The following is a 22201-nucleotide window of genomic DNA, read 5'->3' as shown; positions in this document are numbered from 1 at the left end:
AGAGGATAGAGGATGTCCGTCCGCGCGGCAATGCGGTGTGCGCACCCTACCCTTCAGGCACAAGCCCCACTGCGCGAATGCCAGCTTCGCCTGCCGCAAGGTCGTTTTCCGACGTGTCGCCAGAGACGCCAAGCCCCCCCACAACATCGCCCTTCTCATTGCGCACAAGGAACCCGCCAGGCACCGGCACGAGCTTGCCGCCATAGGCCACATTGGCGGCTGCGATGAAATAGGCCTGTGCTTCGGCGCGATCACGCTGCGCGGTCCCACCAATGCCCAGCATCACCGATCCATAAGCCTTGCCGCGTGCCAAATCGAACCGACCAGCGGGTGCTCCGTCAGAGCGCTCAAAGGCAATCAGGTGCCCGCCCGCATCAACGACCGCAACGGACAGGGGCTTCATTTTTGCCTTCGCAGCGTGGTTCAGCGTTTCGCGGATCATGACGCGCGCGGCGTCCAGTGAAATCTTTTCCATTTCTCTTCTCCTCCTCGGTTCGCTTAACCCGCACACTGCGCCTTTTTGGCCAGTCGATGCGCATGAAGCATGGGTTCAGTATAGCCGGACGGTTGTTCGCGACCATTGAACACCAGTTCACAGGCCGCTTTGTAGGCTTCGCCGTCAAACCCCGGCGCCATCGGTTCATAAGCCGGGTCGTCCGCGTTCTGAGCATCCACCTTCACGGCCATGGCGCGCATGGCGTCCATCACCTCGTCTTTGGACACGACGCCGTGGTGCAGCCAGTTGGCCAGCGCCTGGCTGGAAATCCGGCAGGTCGCGCGGTCCTCCATCAGCCCCACATCGTGGATGTCCGGCACTTTTGAACAGCCGACACCCGCATCGACCCAGCGGACCACGTAGCCAAGGATGCCTTGGGCGTTGTTTTCCACGTCGTCGCGGATCTCGGCGTCTGACCAGTTGGCGCCGTGCGCGACCGGAATGGTCAGAAGATCATCCAGCGAGCCCCGCGGCCCCTTGGCTGCAATCTCGTCCTGACGGGACAGCACATCGACGCGGTGGTAGTGGGTGGCGTGCAGGGTCGCGGCGGTCGGGCTTGGCACCCAAGCCGTGTTTGCGCCCGCTTCGGGATGGGCGATTTTTTCGGCCAGCATGTCTGCCATCCGGTCTGGAATTGCCCACATGCCCTTGCCGATCTGGGCGCGGCCACGCAGACCGCAGGCCAAACCGATATCGACGTTGCGATCCTCATAGGCGCTGATCCAGGCGGCGTCTTTCATATCGCCCTTGCGCACCATCGGCCCGGCTTCCATCGAGGTATGAATCTCGTCGCCCGTGCGATCAAGGAAGCCCGTGTTGATGAAGGCTACGCGGTGCTTGGCGGCGCGGATACATTCCTTGAGGTTCGCGCTGGTGCGCCGTTCCTCGTCCATGATGCCCAGCTTGACGGTGTATTGCGGCAGGCCCAGCATGGCTTCCACGCGGGTGAAAATCTCGTCGGCAAAAGCAACCTCTTCGGGCCCGTGCATCTTTGGTTTCACCACATAGATCGACCCTTTGACCGAGTTGCCATCCTCGCGCATCAGGTCGTGCATACCGATCAGGGTCGTGACCACGGCGTCCATGATGCCTTCGGGCACTTCGTGTCCGTCTTTGTCCAAAATAGCAGGGTTGGTCATCAGGTGGCCGACATTGCGCACCAGCATCAAGACGCGGCCCTTATGGGTCATCGGCGTGCCATCGGGCGCGGTATAGTGAATGTCACCCGACAGTTTGCGGGTGATGGTCTTGTCGCCCTTCGTGACCTCTTCGGTCAGCGAGCGGTCCATCAGGCCCAGCCAGTTGGAGTAGGCCAGCACCTTGTCCTCGGCGTCCACGGCGGCCACGCTGTCTTCGCAATCCATGATCGCGGACATGGCGCTTTCCAGACGGATATCCGAGATGCCCGCGCGGTCCTGTTTGCCCACGGGCGTCTGGGCATCAAAGCGAAGTTCGATCATCAAGCCGTTGTTTTTTAGATAAATTCGCCCTTCAGCAAAACCCGCAAATTGAGCCGGATCAGCCAGTTTGGGTGTCAAGGCGCCATCAGTAACCGATACGGTTTCGACATCCGCCCAGCTGCCGTCCGCCAGCGGCACCGCTTCATCCAGAAAGGCGCGTCCCCACGCGATCGCGCGCGCGCCGTGTTCCGGGTCATAGCCGCCGGGCTTGGGCGTGGCACCAAGCGCATCGGTGCCATACAGCGCATCATACAGGCTGCCCCACCGCGCATTGGCGGCGTTCAGAGCAAAACGAGCGTTCATGATCGGAACCACCAGTTGCGGCCCCGGAACGTCCGCAATCTCGGGGTCCACATTCGCGGTTTCGATCTGGAAATCGGGGCCTTCGGGGACCAGATAGCCAATGTCGTTCAGAAAGGCGCGATAGGCCACGGCGTCATGCGGCTGACCTGCCCGCGCCTTGTGCCAGTCATCAATCTTGCGTTGAAGGTCGTCACGTTTGGCCAAAAGCGCGCGGTTCTTGGGGCCGAGTTCGTGGACGATATCCGCAAACCCACGCCAGAAATCGTCGTATTTCAACGCGGTTCTGGCCAGGGCCCGCGTTTCCAGAAACCGTGCCAGTTCCCGGTGAACTGACAGGCCTTTGCGCTCGATATAGTCACTCATGGTAATCCCTTTGGCCGGCTCGACTTTTATTTGGCGCTAGAGTTTCCTATGCGAAACCAAACCGCAACCCCAATTTCGATGCAAAACCCTTTGGAAAAACCGAATAATCACATCTGATGTCCCAGTAACTTGATGCCAGGCGCGCGCGGGTCTAAGCAGGAGCCACCCGCCAGAGGGTGTGACCGTGAAAGGATCTGACATGACCGACACCAGCCCGCAGCCCATTTTCCTTGCCGATTACACGCCGCCCAACTGGTTGATCGAAGAGGTTTCGCTGACCTTCGTGCTGCATCCGACGGCAACGCGCGTGCGGTCCTCTATTCGGTTCACGCCGAACCCAGACGCCAAATCGAGTGATTTTTTCCTGCACGGAGAGCATCTTACGTTGATCCGTGCGGCGATCGACGGGTCAGACGTGTCGCCAGAACTGGTCGATGGCGGGCTGGAAGCAGACGTGCCCGATCACGCCTTCACATGGGAGGCAGAGGTCGAGATCAGCCCCGAAACCAACACCGCGTTGGAAGGGCTTTATATGTCCAATGGCATGTATTGCACTCAATGCGAGGCCGAAGGTTTTCGCCGGATCACCTTCTATCCCGACCGCCCCGACGTGATGGCCCCATTCAAGGTGCGCATCGAAGGGGACATGCCGGTGCTTCTGTCCAACGGCAACCCCACCGGGTCAGGCGACGGTTGGGCCGAATGGCATGACCCGTGGCCCAAGCCCGCCTATCTGTTCGCTTTGGTGGCCGGTGAGCTGATCGCCCGCGAAGACAGTTTCACCACCATGTCGGGCAAAGAGGTGGACCTGAAACTGTGGGTGCGCCCCGGCGACGAAGGAAAAACGGCGTTTGGGATGGAGGCGCTGAAGGCCTCGATGAAATGGGACGAAGAGGTTTACGGGCGTGAGTATGATCTGGACATTTTCCAGATCGTCGCGGTGTCCGATTTCAACATGGGGGCGATGGAAAACAAGGGGTTGAACATCTTCAACACGTCCGCCGTGCTGGCCAGCCCCGAAACATCCACGGACGCGAATTTTGAACGGATCGAGGCGATCATCGCGCATGAGTATTTCCACAACTGGACGGGCAACCGGATCACCTGCCGCGACTGGTTCCAACTGTCGCTGAAAGAGGGTTTGACCGTGTTCCGCGACCAGCAATTCTCGGGCGATATGCGGTCCAAAGCGGTGTGCCGGATCAACGATGTGTCTGCCCTGCGCGGTCGCCAGTTCCGCGAAGACAACGGCCCATTGGCGCACCAGGTGCAGCCTGACAGCTTCGTCGAGATCAACAATTTCTACACCGCGACCATCTATGAAAAAGGCGCCGAGCTGATCGGGATGATGAAAACGCTGGTCGGCGAAGAGGAATATTGTAAGGCGTTGGACCTCTATTTCACCCGCCATGATGGCGAGGCTGCGACCATCGAAGATTGGGTGCGCGTGTTCGAAGACAGCACAGGCCGCGATCTGACCCAGTTCCGCCGCTGGTACAAACAGGCCGGGACACCCCGAGTGAAGGTGGCGGATGACTTCAAGGATGGCACCTATACGCTTCATTTTGAACAAGAAACACCGCCCACACCGGGGCAGGACGAAAAGTTGCCGCAGCATATCCCAATCGCCGTTGGCTTGATTGGCCCCAACGGGGACGAGGTGGTCGGCACGCAAGTTCTGGAGATGACCGAGGCCAAGCAGAGTTTTTCGTTCGACGGTCTGGGTGCAAAACCTACGCCGTCGATCCTACGCCACTTCTCGGCGCCAGTGATCTTGCAGCGTGATAGCACGCCGCAGGAGCGTGCCTTCCTGCTGGCCCATGACACCGACCCGTTCAACAAGTGGGAAGCCGGGCGCACGCTGGCCAAAGAGGTGCTTGTGGCGCTGATTACCGGCGAAGACGGGCCATTGGACGCATATCTTGACGCGATTGCGGTGATGTTGCGCGACGACAGCCTTGACCCGGCCTTCCGCGCGCTGACGCTGGGGCTGCCAAGTCAGGATGATCTGGCGCAGACGTTGTTTGATGCCGGTGTCACACCTGACCCGCAGAAGATTTACAACGCGCAGCAAACGCTGTGGCAGGCCATGGCGGAGCATGTGCATAACCTCCTGCCCCGCATGATGGCCGAAATGGACGTGACCGAGCCGTATGCGCCGAACGCAGAACAAGCCGGCAAGCGTGCCCTTGGCCTTGGCCTGTTGAACCTGCTGAACCGTCTGGACGGCGGGGCCGCGGCGCAGGCGCTTTATGACCGGGCGGACAACATGAGCTTGCTGCTGGGGGCGTTGGGGTATCTGCTGCAAGTCCAGAAGGGCGAAGCGGCGCTTGCTGATTTCCGCAGCCGCTTTGAAAATGACGAACTGGTCATGGACAAATGGTTCGCGATGCAAGTCGCCCATGCGACGCCTGAGACAGCGGCGGATGTGACAGAGCGGCTGACCAAGGACCCCGCGTTCAACTGGAAGAACCCCAACCGCTTCCGCGCCTTGTTCGGCGCACTGGTCACGAACCACGCGGGGTTCCACCATGCGTCGGGGAAAGCCTATGCGCTGACGGCAGACTGGTTGATCAGGCTTGATCCGGTGAACCCGCAGACCACAGCACGGATGACAACCGCGTTTGAGACCTGGCGGCGCTATGATGCCGATCGTCAAGGCATAATGACCTCGGTACTAAAGCGCATTCTTGCGACCGAGGGGCTAAGCCGCGACAGTCAGGAAATGGTCGGGCGAATGCTGGGCGACTGATGATCGCACAAACAAAGGGCGGGTCCAGATGGCCCGCCCTTTTTCTGTCTGAATGTAACTGCTGATCAGCTGACCGCGCAGTAGCTCTGATCCTTGATCCATTCCCGCATCCCATTGCGTTTACGCTCGGAATGGAACGGGCCCCAATCGGCTGCAACGCCGCGCATGCCCTTCGATACGACATTGTCGCGCGGCACGGTGACCGCCATGATGCGCACGGCGCAGCTCAGGTTCAGTTCGCCCTTTTTCAGGGCCGCGCCGGATTGCGCCTCGCAGCCATAGCCGCGCGCAGTGGCTGGCAGGATTTGCACAAGCCCATACCACTTGCCACCCCCGCCCACGACGGTCGGGCGCCATGTGCTTTCATAATAGGACAGCGTGGACAAAAGCCCGGTCCAGAACGCGTTGCGCCCAACTTGGTCCTGGCTCTCATAGCCGGGGCACCATGTGTCGATGTCGGCAGGCACGGTTTGCGACAAGACAGCCCCGTGGGTTTCCAGCGCCTTCATGGTCGCGTCTGTCCAAGCCGAGGCTTGCGGCTTTTCATCCCACTTCATCGTCAACATCGGCGTGCGCACCCCGCGCGTGCCGAAAATGTCGTTTGCTTGTGCGGCTGGTGCCATTATCAGCGCGGCCAACAAGCCCAATATCATTCGTTTCATGGAGCCCCCACTCAGGTCCGTTCACGTCTCATTCGTCTCAGCGCAGGTGCATAACGGGGGGCACTTGCATTAAGCAACCGCCCCATTGCGGCAGCGCAGCAATTGGCAGATTTTCGCTGATATGCCATGTTTGCAAGGCGGGTATGCATCGCCGCTTTCTACTTTAGCCTGATTTTTCCGCCTCCCGCCGCACCGCAGCATAGCCATAGGTTGAATTCACCCTCCACCGCCATGCCGTCCTGAACATCGTGTGCGCTGCACGCTTGCGCCTCTTGCCCCTGTGCTTTCCCTGTCTTAGAACGCGACAGGATTGTGAAACACGGGAAACGCGCACATGCTGGATCACCTCGCCTATGAAACCCCCGCACCGAAAGTCATCGCCGGGGCCAAGGACGATTGGGAACTGGTTATCGGGATGGAAATCCACGCGCAGGTCAGCTCGAACGCCAAGCTGTTTTCGGGCGCATCGACCACGTTTGGGGCCGAACCCAATTCGAACGTCGCCTTCGTGGATGCCGCCATGCCCGGCATGTTGCCCGTCATCAACGAATACTGCGTCGAACAAGCCGTGCGCACCGGGTTGGGTTTGAAGGCCGAGATCAACTTGTTTTCCGCCTTTGACCGCAAGAACTATTTCTACCCGGACCTGCCGCAGGGCTATCAGATCAGCCAGCTTTATCACCCCATCGTGGGCGAAGGCGAAGTGATCGTGGATATGGGCCCCGGCGTGGCCCGCAAGGTTCGCATCGAACGCATCCACCTTGAACAGGATGCAGGGAAGTCGGTGCACGACATGGACCCCAACATGTCCTTCGTGGACCTGAACCGGACCGGTGTCGCGCTGATGGAGATCGTCAGCCGCCCCGACATTCGCGGCCCGGAAGAAGCCGCCGCCTTTGTCACCAAGCTGCGCCAGATCCTGCGCTATCTGGGCACTTGTGACGGCAACATGCAAAGCGGCAGCATGCGCGCGGACGTCAACGTCTCGGTCTGTCGTCCGGGTCAGTATGAAAAATACATGGAGACGCAGGATTTCGGCCATCTTGGCACGCGGTGCGAGATCAAGAACATGAACTCGATGCGCTTCATACAAGCCGCGATTGATTATGAGGCCCGCCGGCAGATCGCCATTTTGGAAGACGGGGGCGAGATCACGCAGGAAACGCGCCTGTATGACGCCGACAAGAACGAAACCCGGTCGATGCGGTCCAAGGAAGAAGCGCATGACTATCGCTATTTCCCCTGCCCCGACTTGCTGCCGTTGGAGATTGAACAGAGCTGGGTCGATGATATCGCCAAAACCCTGCCCGAACTGCCGGACGAGAAAAAGGCGCGTTTCGTGACCGAATTCGGCCTGTCCGAATATGACGCGGGCGTTCTGACCGCTGGCGTGCGCAACGCCGCGTTTTTCGAAGCCGTCGCCGAAGGCCGTGACGGCAAGCTGGCGGCGAACTGGGTCATTAACGAGCTGTTCGGACGCCTGAAGAAGGAAGATCACTCGATCTCGGAAAGCCCCGTTAGCCCGGCGCAACTAGGTGGGATCATCGAACTGATCAGCAAGGGCGACATTTCGGGTAAGATCGCGAAAGACCTGTTCGAAATTATCTATACCGAAGGCGGCGACCCGGCCAAGATCGTAGAAGATCGCGGCATGAAGCAGGTGACGGATACAGGCGCGATCGAGGCCGCGGTGGACGCGGTCATCGCCGCCAACCCCGCCCAGGTTGAAAAGGCCAAGGAAAACCCGAAACTGGTTGGGTTCTTCGTCGGGCAGGTCATGAAAGCCACCGGCGGCAAGGCCAATCCGAAAGCGGTGAACGAGATTGTGAGCGCAAAGCTGGGACTCTAGAAAACTGACCATCCGAGGGGAAACACGCCCCTCAGGCGGCCCTCAGGCGGATTTCCGCAAGCCAATCAATCTTCTTGGACAGGACGTGCGTCGATCGTTTAGGCTGCGCCAGTCGTTTTAAGGAAACAATCCATGACGCTATACGAATATGAGGTGGTCCCGGCCCCTCGCAAGGGGAAGAAAGCCAAGGGCATCAAGGGCTCAGATGGACGCTTTGCCCACGCAATGACCGAGCTTTTGAACGATATGGCCACCGAAGGCTGGGAATACCAACGCACCGACACCCTGCCCAGCGAAGAACGTTCAGGCTTTACCGGACGCACCACGGTCTATCAAAACCTGTTGGTGTTCCGCCGCCCTTTGGCGGATGTCGAAGACGTGGCAGCAGTCGCGTCGCCAAAAATCGACAGCATTCCGACCGTTGAAGAGCCTGCGCAAGAGCGCCAGAACGCCCCGCGACTGCCATCGGCCGAGGACGCAAACGCCGTCGGCGATCACGCGCCGGCGGTGGACCGTCAAAAAGCGTGACGCGGTCCAGTCGTCACGCCGCGATGTCCAATGCCAGCGCATGTATTTGCCCCACCAGCGCCGTCCCCAGTGCAGCATGCACGGCGCGGTGCCGTGCGACACGCGACATCTTGCCGAAGACAGGCGCCCGGATCACGACGCGGAAATGACTTTCTCCGCCGTCCTGATACCCGGCATGCCCCCTGTGGCTTTCACTTTCGTCAATCACTTCAAGGTGTTGCGGCGAAAAGGCCGCCTGAAGCTTTTCATGTATTTGCGCGGCTCGGGTCATTTCTTCGCCATTCCCTCTTCTATACCTAGGAAAATGCAGTAAACTCTCTGGTCCGAGTCGAAAAGGGTATTCCCATGTCCAGAAATGATCCATTTGGTTTTGATATTTCAGTCTCTGCGGCCAAAAAGAAGAACCCACGCGGCAAGCGCGGCATGTCCGGCGAGTTCGAGACCTCGACCCGTGTGTGCGAACATGGTGGCTGTCAGGAGGCTGGCAAATACCGCGCGCCGCGGTCGCCTGATCACTTGGATGAATTCAAGTGGTTTTGCAAAGATCACGTGCGCGAATATAACCTGAAGTGGAACTTCTTCGACGGATCAAGCGAGGACGAGATCCACGAACAGTTTGACAAGGACCGTGTGTGGGAACGCGAAACAAAACCGTTCGGGGCCAACAAGGATGAACAACGCGCCTGGGCGCGATTGGGCGTGGATGACCCCCATCAGGTGCTGGGCGAAAACGCCACACGCAACCCCGGCAAGTCAATCACCGGCACACGGAAACTGCCCCCGACCGAACGGCGCGCGATCGACATTCTGGAAGCCAAGGATCATTGGAACAAAGCCGAGATCCGCAAGGCCTATAAGAAGCTGATCAAGGTGCTGCACCCCGACATGAACGGCGGCGACCGGTCACAGGAAGAGCAGCTGCAAGAGGTTGTCTGGGCATGGGATCAAATCAAGGAAAGCCGCAGCTTTAGATAAGCTTGGGGTATTTTTCACGGAAATGGGCGGTCTTTGGGCCGCCTTTTTCAATGCGACTGCACACATGTCTTTGCGCGGGGGTCAGACAAACCTTGGGCGACCACTTGCGCCACCTTGTCCCAGCGTCACAAATCTCGTCCCCTTCCCCTTGCACCCCCTTCGCACATCAGGCATCAAAGTCGGGTTGCGACGCGCGAGGCAGAAGGAACTACGCAGATGGCTGACGGCACACAGGATATGAACGCAAAACCCACCGAAGAGATTTCGGTCCGCGAGGTTTTCGGCATCGACAGCGATATGCATGTCAAAGGCTTTGCCGACCGCATGGATCGTGTGCCCGAGATCGACCCGACCTACAAGTTTGATCCCGACACGACACTGGCGATCCTTGCAGGCTTTAGCCACAATCGCCGCGTGATGATCCAGGGCTATCACGGCACGGGCAAATCGACCCATATCGAACAGGTTGCCGCCCGTTTGAACTGGCCCGCCGTGCGAGTGAACCTTGACAGCCACATCAGCCGGATCGACCTGATCGGCAAGGATGCGATCAAGTTGAAAGACGGGATGCAGGTCACCGAATTTCAGGAAGGCATCCTGCCATGGGCGCTGCGCAACCCGACCGCGATTGTGTTCGACGAATACGACGCAGGCCGCGCCGACGTTATGTTCGTCATCCAGCGCGTGCTAGAGCATGACGGCAAGCTGACCCTGCTGGACCAGAACGAGGTGATCACCCCACACCCCTCCTTCCGCCTGTTTGCCACCGCAAACACCGTGGGTCTGGGCGACACGACCGGGTTGTATCACGGCGTGCAACAGATCAACCAAGCACAGATGGACCGTTGGTCACTGGTCGCCACGCTGAACTATCTGTCTCATGACGCCGAGACCAACATCGTGCTGGCGAAGAACCCGCTTTTGAACACCGAGAAAGGTCGCAAGACCGTAGCCCAGATGGTCACCGTCGCCGACCTGACCCGCACCGCGTTCATGAACGGCGATCTGTCCACCGTGATGAGCCCGCGCACCGTGATCAACTGGGCGCAAAACGCGCATATCTTCCGCTCGGTCGGTTATGCCTTCCGGCTGTCCTTCCTGAACAAATGCGACGAGCTGGAACGCCAGACGGTGGCCGAGTTCTATCAACGTTGTTTTGACGAGGAACTGCCGGAGAGCGCGGTGAGCATGAGCTTGGGGTGACACCAAGAAGCCCGATATCGCCATGCACCGCCCGGGCGCCAGACCGGGCAGCGCCGACCCGCCCCCATGGGGCGGCGCTTTCGCACCACCCCGCGGGTCTTTGCAGCCCTAAGCGCAACAAAGCAGCAACCAAATGAACAAACCCTCCGACAACCCTGCTGATCCGTTCAAGAAAGCGCTGGCTGAGGCGACGAAGACGCTTGCCGATGAGCCGGAACTGTCGGTCAGCTTCACGGTGGACCCGTCGGGGGTGACGAAGGACGCGATGCGTCTGCCACAGGTCACGCGACGCATGACGCGGGATGAGGTGTTGTTGGCGCGCGGCACGGCGGACGCCTATGCGATGAAGCTGCGCTACCACAACGAGGCAACCCACGCGAAATACGCCCCCGCCAGTGGCATGGCGCGCGAAATCTATGAAGCGATGGAAACCGCCCGTTGCGAGGTGGTCGGCGCGCGCGACATGCCGGGCACCGCTGGCAACATCGACGCCAAGATCGAAAGCGACGCGATGCGCGCGGGGTTTGACCAGATCACCACCGCCGCCGACGCCCCTTTGGCCACCGCCGCCGGCTATCTGATGCGCCATCTGGCGACGGGCCGCGACATGCCCCCCGCCGCCGCCAATGTGATGAACCTATGGCGTGATTTCATCGAAGGTCAGGCGGGCGACCATCTGGACAATCTGGGCGACAAGCTCGCTGACCAGCAGGAATTTGCCCGCTTCACGCGCCAGATCATCGAAGATTTGGGCTATGGCGACCAGTTGGGCGACGACCCGGACAATTCCGAGGATGACAGCGACGAAGACGCTGCCCCCGATGACGATCAATCCGATGATCAACAAGATGAACAAGCGGCCGACGATCAGGACGAAACCGAAGCCGACCCCGAACGCGCGCAAGACGAACAGATGGACCCGTCTGAGGCTCAGGTGACGCTTGACGACATGGCTGACGACGAGATGAGCGACGAGGCAGAGATGCCCGACGCAGACGCTCCGCTTGATCCACCTGCGCCGCCCCCCGCGTCCGATGCCGATCCGAATTACCTTGTCTATAACAGCGACCATGACGAAGAGATCATGGCCGAGGACTTGGCCGAACCGGCCGAATTGGAACGCCTGCGCGCCTATCTGGACCAACAGCTTGAGCCCTTGAAGGGCGCCGTCAGTCGTCTGGCGAACAAGTTGCAGCGCCGCCTGCAAGCACAGCAAAACCGCTCGTGGCTGTTTGATCTGGAAGAGGGCATTCTGGATGCGGGACGTCTGGCCCGCGTGGTCGCCAACCCGACGACCCCCCTGTCGTTCAAGCAGGAAAAAGACACCGAGTTCCGCGACACCGTGGTCACGCTGCTTCTGGACAATTCCGGGTCCATGCGTGGTCGCCCGATTTCCATCGCCGCGATCTGTGCCGACGTTCTGGCCCGCACGCTGGAACGCTGTCAGGTCAAGGTCGAGGTGCTGGGTTTCACCACCCGCGCCTGGAAAGGCGGGCTTGCGCGCGAAAAATGGCTGGCAGAAGGCCGCCCGCAACAGCCCGGCCGTCTGAACGACCTGCGCCACATCATCTATAAGAAGGCCGATGCCCCCATGCGGCGCACGCGCGACAATCTGGGCCTGATGATGAAAGAAGGGCTGTTGAAAGAAAACATCGACGGCGAGGCGCTGGAATGGGCGCATCGTCGGATCGTGGCCCGGCCCGAACAGCGCAAAATCCTGATGGTGATTTCCGACGGGGCGCCGGTTGACGATTCAACTTTGTCCGTTAACCCTGCGAATTATCTGGAAAAACACCTGCGCGACGTGATCGAAATGGTCGAGAAACGCAAGCAGGTTGAACTTCTGGCGATTGGTATCGGCCATGATGTGACCCGCTATTACGACCGTGCGGTCACCATCACGGATGTGGAACAACTGGCGGGTGCAATGACCGAACAGTTGGCGTCACTGTTTGATTCCGACCCTCGCGCGCGGGCGCGTCTGTTGGGGATCAAGAAGGTCAGCTGACCCCCCTTTTCACGGCTGGCGTTTCACGGCATGGTGCGCGCGATTGCACCTGCGCGCCCGGCAAACCGTCCCCATCCTGACAAATCGGAGACCCTCCATGTTCCAGACCTTTGACAGCACCGCCGACCCATCGCGTGGCCCGGTCCGGTTGGACCGTTTGCGCCGCGCTCTGTCGATGAAGGGTCTGGACGGGTTCATCGTGCCCCGCGCCGACGCCCATCAAGGCGAATATGTCGCCGACTGCGATGCGCGTTTGGCGTGGCTGACAGGCTTCACCGGGTCGGCCGGGTTCTGTATCGCCTTGAAGGATCACGCGGGCATCTTCGTCGATGGACGTTATCGCACACAAGTGCGCGTGCAGGCTGACATGGATGCGTTCACCCCGGTTCACTGGCCCGAAACCCTGCCCGGACCTTGGTTGAAGGAAACGCTGGACGGGCAGTCGGCGAAGATCGGGTTTGACCCGTGGCTGCACACCAAAGGCGAGATTGAGACGCTTGAGAAGGCGCTTGAGGGCACCAAGCTCACGCTTATCGCGACCGACAATCTGGTGGATCAGATCTGGGAAGATCGCCCCCCTGCCCCCAATGGTAAGATCATCGAGCAACCCGTTGAATTTGCAGGGCAATCCAGCGCAGCGAAGCGGTCGGAACTGGCGGACGGCTTGATGGCCGACGGCCAAAAATCCTGCATCATCACGCTGTCTGACAGCATCGCATGGATGCTGAACATTCGCGGCGACGACCTACCGCGTATTCCTGTCGTGCAAGGCTTCGCGATCCTGTCTGACGATGGCTCGGTCGCGTTCTTCACCACCGAAGGTCGCACGGTCGAGGCCCAGCTTGACAAGGACGTGACGCTGCACCCGATCAAGGATTTCGCAAGCCACCTGAAAACGCTCGACGGACCGGTTCGGGTCGACAAGGCGACCGCGCCGCTTGCCGTTTCACAGGTTCTCGACAAGGCCAGTATCCAGATCGACTGGGCCGATGACCCCGCGATCCTGCCCAAGGCGCAGAAAAACCCGACCGAATTGAAGGGCGCGCGCGAGGCGCATCTGCGCGACGCCGCCGCCATGGTCGAGTTTTTGACCTGGTATGACGCTGCCGATAAAGCCGCCCTGAGCGAGATTGATCTGGTCACCCGGCTGGAGGAAACCCGCCGGGCGTCAAATGCTCTGTTGGATATCTCGTTTGAGACCATCGCAGGTGCTGGCCCCAACGGCGCGATCATGCATTACCGCGTGACCAATGACACAAACCGCACGCTTGCCCCCGGCAATCTGGTCGTGCTGGACAGCGGCGGGCAGTATCGCGACGGGACCACGGACATCACGCGCACCTTGCGGGTCGGTGATGTTGGAGACGAAGAAAAGCGCTGTTATACCCGTGTCTTGCAAGGCATGATTGCGTTGTCGCGCGTCTATTTCCCCAAGGGGCGGACAGGGCGCGATCTGGACCCGATCGCGCGCTATCCGCTGTTTGCCGCGCATCAGGATTTCAACCACGGCACCGGGCACGGCGTCGGTGCGTATCTGTCAGTGCATGAGGGACCGCAGCGGTTCAACGCGATCTCGGATGTCGAACTTCTGCCCGGCATGATCCTGTCGAACGAGCCGGGCTATTACCGCGAAGGCGCGTTCGGCATTCGGCTTGAAAACCTTGTTGTCGTAGAAGAGGCCACCTGCCCGATCGGTGGTGATGCGGACCGCAACATGCTGTCGTTCGAGACTCTGACCTACGTGCCGGTCGACACCAGTCTGGTGATTGCGGACATGTTGTCGGGCGAAGAACGTGCTTGGCTGAATGACTACCACGCGACCTGCGTGGAAAAGCTGGCGCCGCGCCTCAGTGACGCTGCGTCGCACTGGCTGGCCACGGCATGTGCGCCAATTTAGCGCGCGCATTTTCTGATGGGTCTGATATGGTCCCGCAAGTTTTCACCGACAGACTGAGGCTACATCATGAGCGATCAAATCAAGATCCGCCCCGCCGAGGGCAAATGGACCATTCGCGCCGGCGGTGCCGTTCTGGGCGAAAGCCTGAACGCCTTGTCGGTGGTCGAAGGCGACAACCCCGCCGTGATCTATTTTCCCAAAGACGATGTGGCGATGGCCTTTCTTGACAAGAGCGAGACGGTGACGACCTGCCCTTACCGCGGCGAAGCGCGCCATTACTCGATCCAGACGAAATCGACCGTGATCGAAGATGCGGGCTGGATTTTCGATGCCCCGGTCGAAGATCTGTCGGCCTTGAAAGACCACATCGCATTCTATGCCGATAAGGCAACGGTTGAATGCACCTGAACGCTTAGTCGTGCGCGCCTGTCGAAATCACACCGCCCCCGACAGCCGCGGCGACACCTGTTGTCGTCGGTGACGAGGTTGGCAGGCCGCGCGCAACACGCACCGCCAGATAGCCAAAAGCCTGCGCCTCTAGCATATCGCCATTCAGTCCCGTGTCGTCGATATCCTCAACGGGCACCGACAGACGGTTGCGAAGCTCGGCCATGATCGCGCCGTTGTGGCGCCCGCCCCCGGTGACCAGAACACGCGACGGTGGGGTCGGGCAATGCTCTAACCCGCGCGCGACTGCCGCGGCGGCACATGCGGCCAAGGTGCGCGCGGCGTCAGCGTTGGACAGCTGTGCCACACGGCGCGCCAGCTCTGCAAACTGATCGCGGTCCAGCGATTTCGGCGGCATCCGGTGGAAATAGGCATGGTCCAGAAACGCCTCGACCTGGGGTTCGTCTGCGGCACCTGACAGCGCAAGCGCGCCCCTTTCGTCCTGCGCGCAGCCCAGCCGCGCCTGCATCAGGTCATTGATCGGCGCGTTTGCAGGACCGGTGTCAAAGGCAAGGCAGGCGTTGGCGGCCTCGGGTGCGTCCACGCGCGGGTCGACCCATGTCAGGTTCCCCACACCGCCCAGATTGAGGAACGCCAAGGGCGCGTCGGCCTTGATGAACCGCGCGCAGGCGTGGTGAAAGAAAGGCGCAAGCGGAGCGCCTTCGCCGCCCAGTTCAACATCCGAGCTGCGGAAATCCCAAACCACGGGAAGGCCCAGCACCTCGGCCAGCACCTGCCCGTCTCCTGCCTGATGGGTTCGGCCGCCGCGTGGGTCATGTGCGAACGTCTGCCCGTGAAACCCCAACAACGCTGGAGCGGGGTCGCCGCGCATGAGCCGGGCTGCAAGGGTTGCGTGGGTCGTCTCGACAATCTCGGCGGCGGGTTCGACTTCGGGGTCGCCGGGCCAATGGCCCAAGGCGCGCGACAGGACCTGCCGTTGCACGTCGGAATAGGGAATGAACCCGTGCGGCCCAAAGGCGTGGATCGCATGACCATCGGTTTGCACCAACGCGCCATCAACCCCGTCCAGTGACGTGCCCGACATCATGCCAAGCGCCCAAATTGGCGCGCGGCCCAACTGTTCCTTCAACGCAACGTTCGACATGGTCCGCAACACGCCCTTTTCCTTTGTCCGCCCCCCGTCTATACGGAAAGCCACAATTCACAGGATGGACCGAAAAACGATGACCTACCACCCGAAATCCGACTTCATGCGTGTGATGATCGAGCGCGGCTTTCTGGCCGACTGCACGGATTATCAGGCGTTGGATGACGCGTTGGTTGCGGGGGTAGTGCCCGCTTATATCGGGTATGACGCGACGGCTCAGTCGCTGCATGTGGGGCATCTGATGAACATCATGGTGCTGCGTTGGCTGCAAAACTGCGGCCACAAGCCGATCACCCTGATGGGCGGTGGCACCACCAAGGTGGGTGATCCGTCTTTCCGATCAGACGAACGCCCCCTTTTGGGGCCGGAACAGATCGACGCCAATATCGCGGCGATGCAGCAGGTGTTCGAAAAATTCCTGCGCTACGGCGACGGCGAGACCGATGCGATCATGCTTAATAATGCCGAGTGGCTGGACGAGCTGAATTACCTCGATTTCCTGCGAGATATCGGGCGGCATTTCTCGGTCAACCGGATGCTCAGTTTTGAAAGCGTGAAGTCGCGGCTGGACCGGGAACAGAGCCTGAGCTTTCTCGAATTCAACTACATGATCCTGCAAGCCTATGATTTTCTTGAGCTGAACCGCCGTTATGGCTGTCTTCTGCAGATGGGCGGCTCGGACCAGTGGGGCAACATCGTGAACGGGATCGACCTTACGCGCCGGGTGCTGGATCAAGAGATCTACGGCATGACGACGCCACTGTTGACCACGTCGGACGGGCGCAAGATGGGCAAATCGCAAGGCGGCGCGGTCTGGCTGAATGGCGACATGCTCAGCCCCTATGAGTTCTGGCAATTCTGGCGCAACACGACCGACGCAGACACCGGGAAGTTTCTGAAAATCTTCACCGAGCTACCGGTCGAGGAATGCGACCGACTGGGCGCGCTGGAAGGGTCCGAGATCAACGCCGCAAAGATCATTCTGGCCAATGAAGTGACGACCCTGCTGCATGGGGCCGCCGCTGCCAAAGCCGCCGAAGACACCGCCCGCGAGGTGTTTGAGAAGGGGGGCATGGGCGATGACCTGCCCACCGTCGCGTTGACCGCAACCGAGCTTGGCGACGGAATATCGATCATTCAGTTGTTCGTGAAAACCGGCTTGGCCAAATCTGGGAAAGACGCAAAGCGATTGATTGCCGAGAATGGCGCCAAGGTGAACGACACCGCGCTGGCAGATGCCGGGCGCATGGTGTCAGCCGATGATCTGGGGCAACCGATGAAACTGTCCGCGGGAAAGAAGCGCCATGCGCTGGTGGTTTTGCAGGGCTGACCCCGTCAGACATGGTTCAGGAAAAGGCGCCCGCTCGTGGCGCCTTCTTCATTCCCGGCACAGATTGCGACCGGTGACGCCGATTGCTACCCTTTTCATATCCAACCTATGAGGCCGCCATGTTCCCGCTCAACCCCAACCTTCACGCCACGGTCCCGCCACCGGTGATGGAGGCACGGCGCTGGATCGCAGGGAAAAGCTTTTCCCCAGAGCGGCCCCTGATCAACGTCAGCCAAGCCGCGCCGGTCGATCCCCCGCCCGACGCGATGCGCCACGCCATGGCCGAGGCGGTGCTGCGCCAGCCGGAAACGCATCTTTATGGCCCCGTGTTGGGTCTGCCTGCCCTGCGCTCGGAACTGGCGTCCAACATCACCCGGCGCTACGCCGGGGTGGTCACAGCAGACAACATCGCCATCACATCGGGCTGCAATCAGGCCTTTTGCGCCGCAATCGCCACTTTGGCGGCACCGGGGGATGAGGTCATCCTTCCAACGCCATGGTATTTCAACCATAAAATGTGGCTTGATATGTGCGGCGTCAACGCGGTCGCGCTGCCGACGGGGGTCGATCTATTGCCCGACCCGGAGGCTGCCAAAGCACTGATCACACCGCGCACGCGAGCAATTACATTGGTCACTCCGAACAATCCCGCAGGCGTCGAATACCCGCCCGATCTGATCGCGGCCTTCCGTGATCTGGCACGCGCCCATAAGATCGCGCTGATCATCGACGAGACCTATCGCGATTTCCATTCAAGCGCCGCGCCACCTCATTCACTGTCTGACGATCCGGACTGGGACGACACGGTGATCCATCTTTACAGCTTCTCCAAGTCTTACCGCCTGACCGGGCACCGGGTCGGCGCACTTGTCACGTCGCCCGCGCGTCTGGCGCAGGTCGAGAAGTTTTTGGACACGGTCACGATTTGCCCCGCCCAACTGGGCCAACACGCCGCCCTATGGGGTTTGCGCAATCTGGACCAATGGCTGGCAGGGGAACGTGTCGAGGTTCTGACCCGCGCGGCGGCCCTGCGCGCGGGTTTTGTCCCCTTGGCGGCCAATGGCTGGCATCTGCGCGGCTGCGGGGCCTATTTCGCCTATCTCGAACACCCGTTCGACATGCCATCGGACAGGCTTGCGCAAACCCTGGTCGACCAATGCGCCATCCTTGCCCTGCCCGGCACGATGTTCACGCCCTCAGGGGACGCGACCGGCGCACGCCAGTTGCGCGTTGCCTTCGCCAATATCGACACCGACACAATTGCGACCGTGTTGGGCCGCCTGACGACCTTCACCCCCTAACAGCCGCTCGCCTTTTAATGGACGATGCGAAGACATATTGGCATTCCGGCCGGGCTCACCTAAAACCCTTTGGAACAGGTGGAAAAAAGGAAGACGCGCATGGCAACCGGCAAGACCTCTCGCACATTGGGGTGGATTTTGATGGGTCTGGTGATGGTCGGGCTGGTGGGCTTCGGCTCGACCAATTTCGGCGGCTCTGTCGGGTCCATTGCAACCGTCGGGGATACCGAGGTTGACGCAAGCCGCTATGCGCGCGAATTGCAATCTGAAATGAATGCGTTTCAGGCCGAAACCGGCACGCGTGTGACGATGGAAATGGCGCGCAATTTTGGCTTGGATCAACAGGTGCTGTCGCGCGTGATCGCGACTGCCGCTCTGGAAGACGAGAGCCGTCGGCTGGGCATTTCGGTTGGCGACAAGAACCTGCGCGACCGGATCGTCGACATCCCTGCGTTTCAAGGTGTCGATGGAAAGTTTGACCGCGAAGGCTACACTTTCGCGCTGGAACAATCTGGCCTGACCGCCTCGGAGTTCGAGAAAAGCCTGCGTGACGAGGTGAGCCGCCAAATCCTGCAGGCTGCCGTGGCCAATGGCATTGCGACCCAACCGGTCTTTGTGGACACGCTTTATGCCTATGCCCGCGAAGCCCGCGATTTCACATGGGCGGCGATGGGAACAGATCGCCTGAGCACCCCGGTCCCTGCGCCTTCAGAGGCGGACCTGACGGGGTATTACGAGGCGCATCCTGCCGACTTCACTCTGCCCGAAACAAAAGTGATCACCTATGCGTGGCTCAACCCCGAAGACGTGATCCCGTCGATCAATGTCGACGACGCCCAGATCCGTGCGCTGTATGACGAACGCGCCTCGGAATATCAGGTGCCAGAGCGGCGTATGGTGGAACGTCTTGTATTTGCAAGTGAAACCGAGGCCCAAGCCGCTGCGGACGCCATTGCGGCTGGCGAAAAGAGCTTTGAAGACCTGGTTGCGGCGCGCGACCTGCAACTGTCTGACATCGACCTTGGCGATTTGTCCCAATCCGAACTGGGAGCCGCGGGCGCGCCCGTGTTTGCGCTGACCGAACCCGGTGTCACCGGCCCGCATGACAGCGACATTGGCCCTGCCCTTTACCGGATGAATGCCATTCTCGCGGCTCGCGAAACCAGTTTTGAAGATGTCCGCGACGACCTGCATGGTGAACTGGCCGCAGATGCCGCCCGCCGCCAAATCAGCGACATGGTGGCCGAGCTTGATGACCAGATGGCCGGCGGCGCAACCTTGGAAGAGATCGCCCAAAGTCACAATATGCGGCTGGATACGATCAACTGGACAGCAGGCGACAGCGACGGCATCGCCGCCTATGACGCCTTTCGCGACGCCGCACAGGCCGTCACCGTCGACGATTTCCCAGAAATCACTCTGATGACCGACGGCGGTGTCTTTGCGCTGCGGCTGGACGAGCTTCAGGAACCGCGCCTGCAAGACCAGACTGAAGTGTCTGACGCAGTGACCGCCGGGTGGACCGCAGAAAAGCGCATGAGCCTTCTGGCAGATCAGGCCCGCGCCCTGATACCCAAGCTGGAAGGGGGCGAAAGCCTATCTTCGCTGGGCTTGACCGAGGTCGTGGAGCAGGATCAGGAACGCGAGGCCTTCATCGAAGGCACCCCGCCGACCTTCATGACCGAGGTCTTCAGCATGGACGTCGGTGAATGGCGCGTTATCGAAAGCGCTGACACTGTGATCTTGGTGCGCTTGGATGCCATACAGCCTGCCGATCAGGACAGCGAGGAAGCGACCTCCGTCAAGGCCAATTTCGCCGCCGGCACCGCGCAGGAAATCGCGCTGGATGTCGAAGCCGCCTTCTCACGTGCCATTCAGACCCGCGCGGGGATCGAACTGAACCGCGCCGTTATCAACGCTGTGAACGCGCAGTTCCAGTAACCCGCAGCCACGCGACCGACCGGAAAGGACACCCAATGGCTCTGACACCCTCGTTCGAGGATTTCGAAGCCGGTTGGAATGCCGGAAAGAACCAGGTGGTCTATACCCGTCTGGCGGCCGATCTGGACACGCCGGTCAGCCTGATGCTGAAGCTGACCGAAGCACGGCGCGACAGCTTCATGCTGGAAAGCGTCACGGGCGGTGAAGTGCGCGGGCGCTATTCGATCGTCGGCATGAAACCTGACCTGATCTGGGATTGCCGGGGCAATCACGCGCGGATCAACCGACAGGCACGATTTGATGCCGACGCGTTTGAAGACATGCCCGGCCATCCGCTTGATGCATTGCGCGCAGTGCTGGCGGAAAGCCGCATCGACCTGCCCGCTGACCTGCCTGCCGCGTCTTCCGGATTGTTCGGCTATCTGGGCTATGACATGATCCGGCTGGTCGAACACCTTCCCGATGTGAACCCTGACCCTCTGGGTCTGCCCGATGCAATGATGATGCGCCCCTCAGTGGTGGCCGTGCTGGACGGGGTAAAAGGCGATGTCACACTGGTGTCGCCGGCCTTTGTGGACAGCGGTCTGTCGGCCAAGGCGGCCTATGCGCAGGCTGCCGAACGGGTGATGGATGCCTTGCGTGACCTGGACCGGGCCGCCCCCGGCGAGACCCGCGATCTGGGCGAAGCGTGCGAACTTGGCCCGTTGGTTTCAAATTTCAAGAAACCTGACTATCTGGCGGCGGTCGAAAAGGCCAAGGACTACATCCGCGCCGGGGATATTTTTCAGGTGGTGCCCAGCCAGCGCTGGACGCAGAACTTTCCCCTGCCCCCGTTTGCGCTTTATCGCAGTCTGCGCCGCACAAACCCATCGCCGTTCATGTTCTATTTCAACTTCGGCGGCTTTCAGGTCGTGGGTGCCTCGCCCGAGATCCTAGTGCGCGTCTTTGACCGCGAAGTGACGATCCGCCCGATCGCCGGCACCCGCCCGCGCGGGGCTACGCCCGAAGAAGACAAGGCCTATGAGGCCGATTTGATGGCTGACCAGAAAGAGCTGGCAGAACACCTGATGCTTTTGGATCTGGGACGCAACGACGTGGGACGGGTGGCCAAGATCGGCACCGTGCGCCCGACCGAGGAATTCATCGTCGAGCGCTACAGCCATGTGATGCACATCGTCTCGAACGTTGTGGGGGAATTAAGCGATGATCAGGACGCCCTCTCTGCCTTTTTTGCGGGGATGCCAGCGGGCACGGTTTCGGGTGCGCCGAAAGTTCGCGCGATGGAGATCATCGACGAACTGGAGCCGGAAAAACGCGGCGTATATGGCGGCGGCGTGGGGTATTTCAGTGCAGGCGGCGATATGGACATGTGTATCGCCCTGCGCACGGCCGTCGTGAAAGATGAAAAGCTGTATATTCAGGCAGGTGGCGGCGTTGTCTATGACAGCGACCCGCAGGCGGAATATGAAGAAACGGTGAACAAATCCAAGGCGATCCGGCGCGCGGCAGAGGATGCCGCGATGTTTACGCGCCGGGGCAACTAGCGGCTTTTCCACCCGGCCAGCGACCTTTTCTTCC

Annotated in this window: 17 protein-coding genes; 12 read left to right on the top strand and 5 right to left on the bottom strand. The window is 60.5% G+C overall.

Going from position 1 to position 22201, the window contains the following annotated elements; all coding sequences use genetic code 11:
- Positions 1-46: 46 nt before the first annotated feature.
- Together Q0864_RS04570 and Q0864_RS04565 are read right to left on the bottom strand one after the other, a co-directional pair.
- Positions 47-475 carry a heme-binding protein gene (locus Q0864_RS04570; RefSeq protein WP_248363348.1) on the bottom strand — a complete coding sequence of 143 codons (429 nt, stop codon included), beginning with the start codon at positions 473-475 and terminating at the stop codon, positions 47-49.
- A 23-nt stretch (positions 476-498) separates the two neighbouring features.
- Positions 499-2622 (bottom strand): malate synthase G, encoded by a 2124-nt coding sequence (locus tag Q0864_RS04565; RefSeq protein ID WP_298566567.1) that lies wholly within the window; start codon positions 2620-2622, stop codon positions 499-501.
- A gap of 199 nt (positions 2623-2821) precedes the next feature.
- Between Q0864_RS04565 and pepN the strand changes: the two genes are divergently transcribed.
- A complete protein-coding gene (pepN, locus tag Q0864_RS04560; protein ID WP_298566566.1) occupies positions 2822-5374 on the top strand; it encodes an aminopeptidase N in 2553 nt (850 codons plus the stop codon).
- Positions 5375-5439: 65 nt separating this feature from the next.
- Here the strand turns inward: pepN and Q0864_RS04555 are convergent, their stop codons facing one another.
- Entirely contained in the window at positions 5440-6036 is a 597-nt protein-coding gene (locus Q0864_RS04555; protein WP_298566564.1) for a transglycosylase SLT domain-containing protein, read from the bottom strand.
- 334 nt (positions 6037-6370) lie between these two features.
- Here Q0864_RS04555 and gatB point away from each other — a divergent pair, with 334 nt between their 5' ends.
- Positions 6371-7885 carry an Asp-tRNA(Asn)/Glu-tRNA(Gln) amidotransferase subunit GatB gene (gatB, locus tag Q0864_RS04550; protein ID WP_298566563.1) on the top strand — a complete coding sequence of 505 codons (1515 nt, stop codon included), beginning with the start codon at positions 6371-6373 and terminating at the stop codon, positions 7883-7885.
- A 132-nt stretch (positions 7886-8017) separates the two neighbouring features.
- Complete coding sequence (locus Q0864_RS04545) at positions 8018-8413, top strand: DUF4177 domain-containing protein (protein WP_298566562.1); 396 nt, start codon at positions 8018-8020, stop codon at positions 8411-8413.
- A gap of 13 nt (positions 8414-8426) precedes the next feature.
- On the opposite strand, the gene Q0864_RS04540 is transcribed toward Q0864_RS04545, so the two are convergent.
- A complete protein-coding gene (locus Q0864_RS04540) occupies positions 8427-8684 on the bottom strand; it encodes a BolA family protein (protein WP_298566561.1) in 258 nt (85 codons plus the stop codon).
- A 74-nt stretch (positions 8685-8758) separates the two neighbouring features.
- On the opposite strand from Q0864_RS04540, the gene Q0864_RS04535 reads away from it, so the two are divergent.
- From Q0864_RS04535 to Q0864_RS04515, 5 genes are all read left to right on the top strand, one after another.
- On the top strand, positions 8759-9388 hold the full coding sequence (locus Q0864_RS04535) for a DnaJ domain-containing protein (protein ID WP_298566559.1): 630 nt from the start codon (positions 8759-8761) through the stop codon (positions 9386-9388).
- Between the two features lie 216 nt (positions 9389-9604).
- On the top strand, positions 9605-10591 hold the full coding sequence (cobS, locus tag Q0864_RS04530; RefSeq protein WP_298566558.1) for a cobaltochelatase subunit CobS: 987 nt from the start codon (positions 9605-9607) through the stop codon (positions 10589-10591).
- Between the two features lie 133 nt (positions 10592-10724).
- Positions 10725-12599, top strand: coding sequence for a cobaltochelatase subunit CobT (gene cobT / locus Q0864_RS04525; RefSeq protein WP_298566557.1), 1875 nt, complete (start codon positions 10725-10727; stop codon positions 12597-12599).
- A gap of 97 nt (positions 12600-12696) precedes the next feature.
- Positions 12697-14496, top strand: a complete 1800-nt coding sequence (locus Q0864_RS04520; protein WP_298566555.1) for an aminopeptidase P family protein — start codon at positions 12697-12699, stop codon at positions 14494-14496.
- Between the two features lie 66 nt (positions 14497-14562).
- Entirely contained in the window at positions 14563-14904 is a 342-nt protein-coding gene (locus Q0864_RS04515) for a DUF427 domain-containing protein (RefSeq protein ID WP_298566554.1), read from the top strand.
- A 4-nt stretch (positions 14905-14908) separates the two neighbouring features.
- Here the strand turns inward: Q0864_RS04515 and Q0864_RS04510 are convergent, their stop codons facing one another.
- Positions 14909-16048 (bottom strand): anhydro-N-acetylmuramic acid kinase, encoded by a 1140-nt coding sequence (locus Q0864_RS04510; RefSeq protein ID WP_298566788.1) that lies wholly within the window; start codon positions 16046-16048, stop codon positions 14909-14911.
- Positions 16049-16127: 79 nt separating this feature from the next.
- Here Q0864_RS04510 and tyrS point away from each other — a divergent pair, with 79 nt between their 5' ends.
- The 4 genes from tyrS to trpE all read left to right on the top strand — a co-directional run bounded on the left by tyrS (position 16128) and on the right by trpE (position 22167).
- On the top strand, positions 16128-17381 hold the full coding sequence (gene tyrS, locus Q0864_RS04505) for a tyrosine--tRNA ligase (RefSeq protein ID WP_298566552.1): 1254 nt from the start codon (positions 16128-16130) through the stop codon (positions 17379-17381).
- Positions 17382-17500: 119 nt separating this feature from the next.
- Positions 17501-18682 carry an aminotransferase gene (locus Q0864_RS04500; RefSeq protein WP_298566550.1) on the top strand — a complete coding sequence of 394 codons (1182 nt, stop codon included), beginning with the start codon at positions 17501-17503 and terminating at the stop codon, positions 18680-18682.
- Between the two features lie 99 nt (positions 18683-18781).
- Positions 18782-20623 carry a SurA N-terminal domain-containing protein gene (locus tag Q0864_RS04495; protein ID WP_298566548.1) on the top strand — a complete coding sequence of 614 codons (1842 nt, stop codon included), beginning with the start codon at positions 18782-18784 and terminating at the stop codon, positions 20621-20623.
- Between the two features lie 35 nt (positions 20624-20658).
- Complete coding sequence (trpE, locus tag Q0864_RS04490; protein ID WP_298566546.1) at positions 20659-22167, top strand: anthranilate synthase component I; 1509 nt, start codon at positions 20659-20661, stop codon at positions 22165-22167.
- Positions 22168-22201: the final 34 nt, after the last annotated feature.

The sequence above is a fragment of the uncultured Aliiroseovarius sp. genome, from assembly GCF_947497285.1.
Classification (GTDB): Bacteria; Pseudomonadota; Alphaproteobacteria; order Rhodobacterales; family Rhodobacteraceae; genus Aliiroseovarius.
The sequence above is the reverse complement of the archived record's forward strand: the minus strand, read 5'-3'. Positions and strand labels throughout refer to the sequence as shown.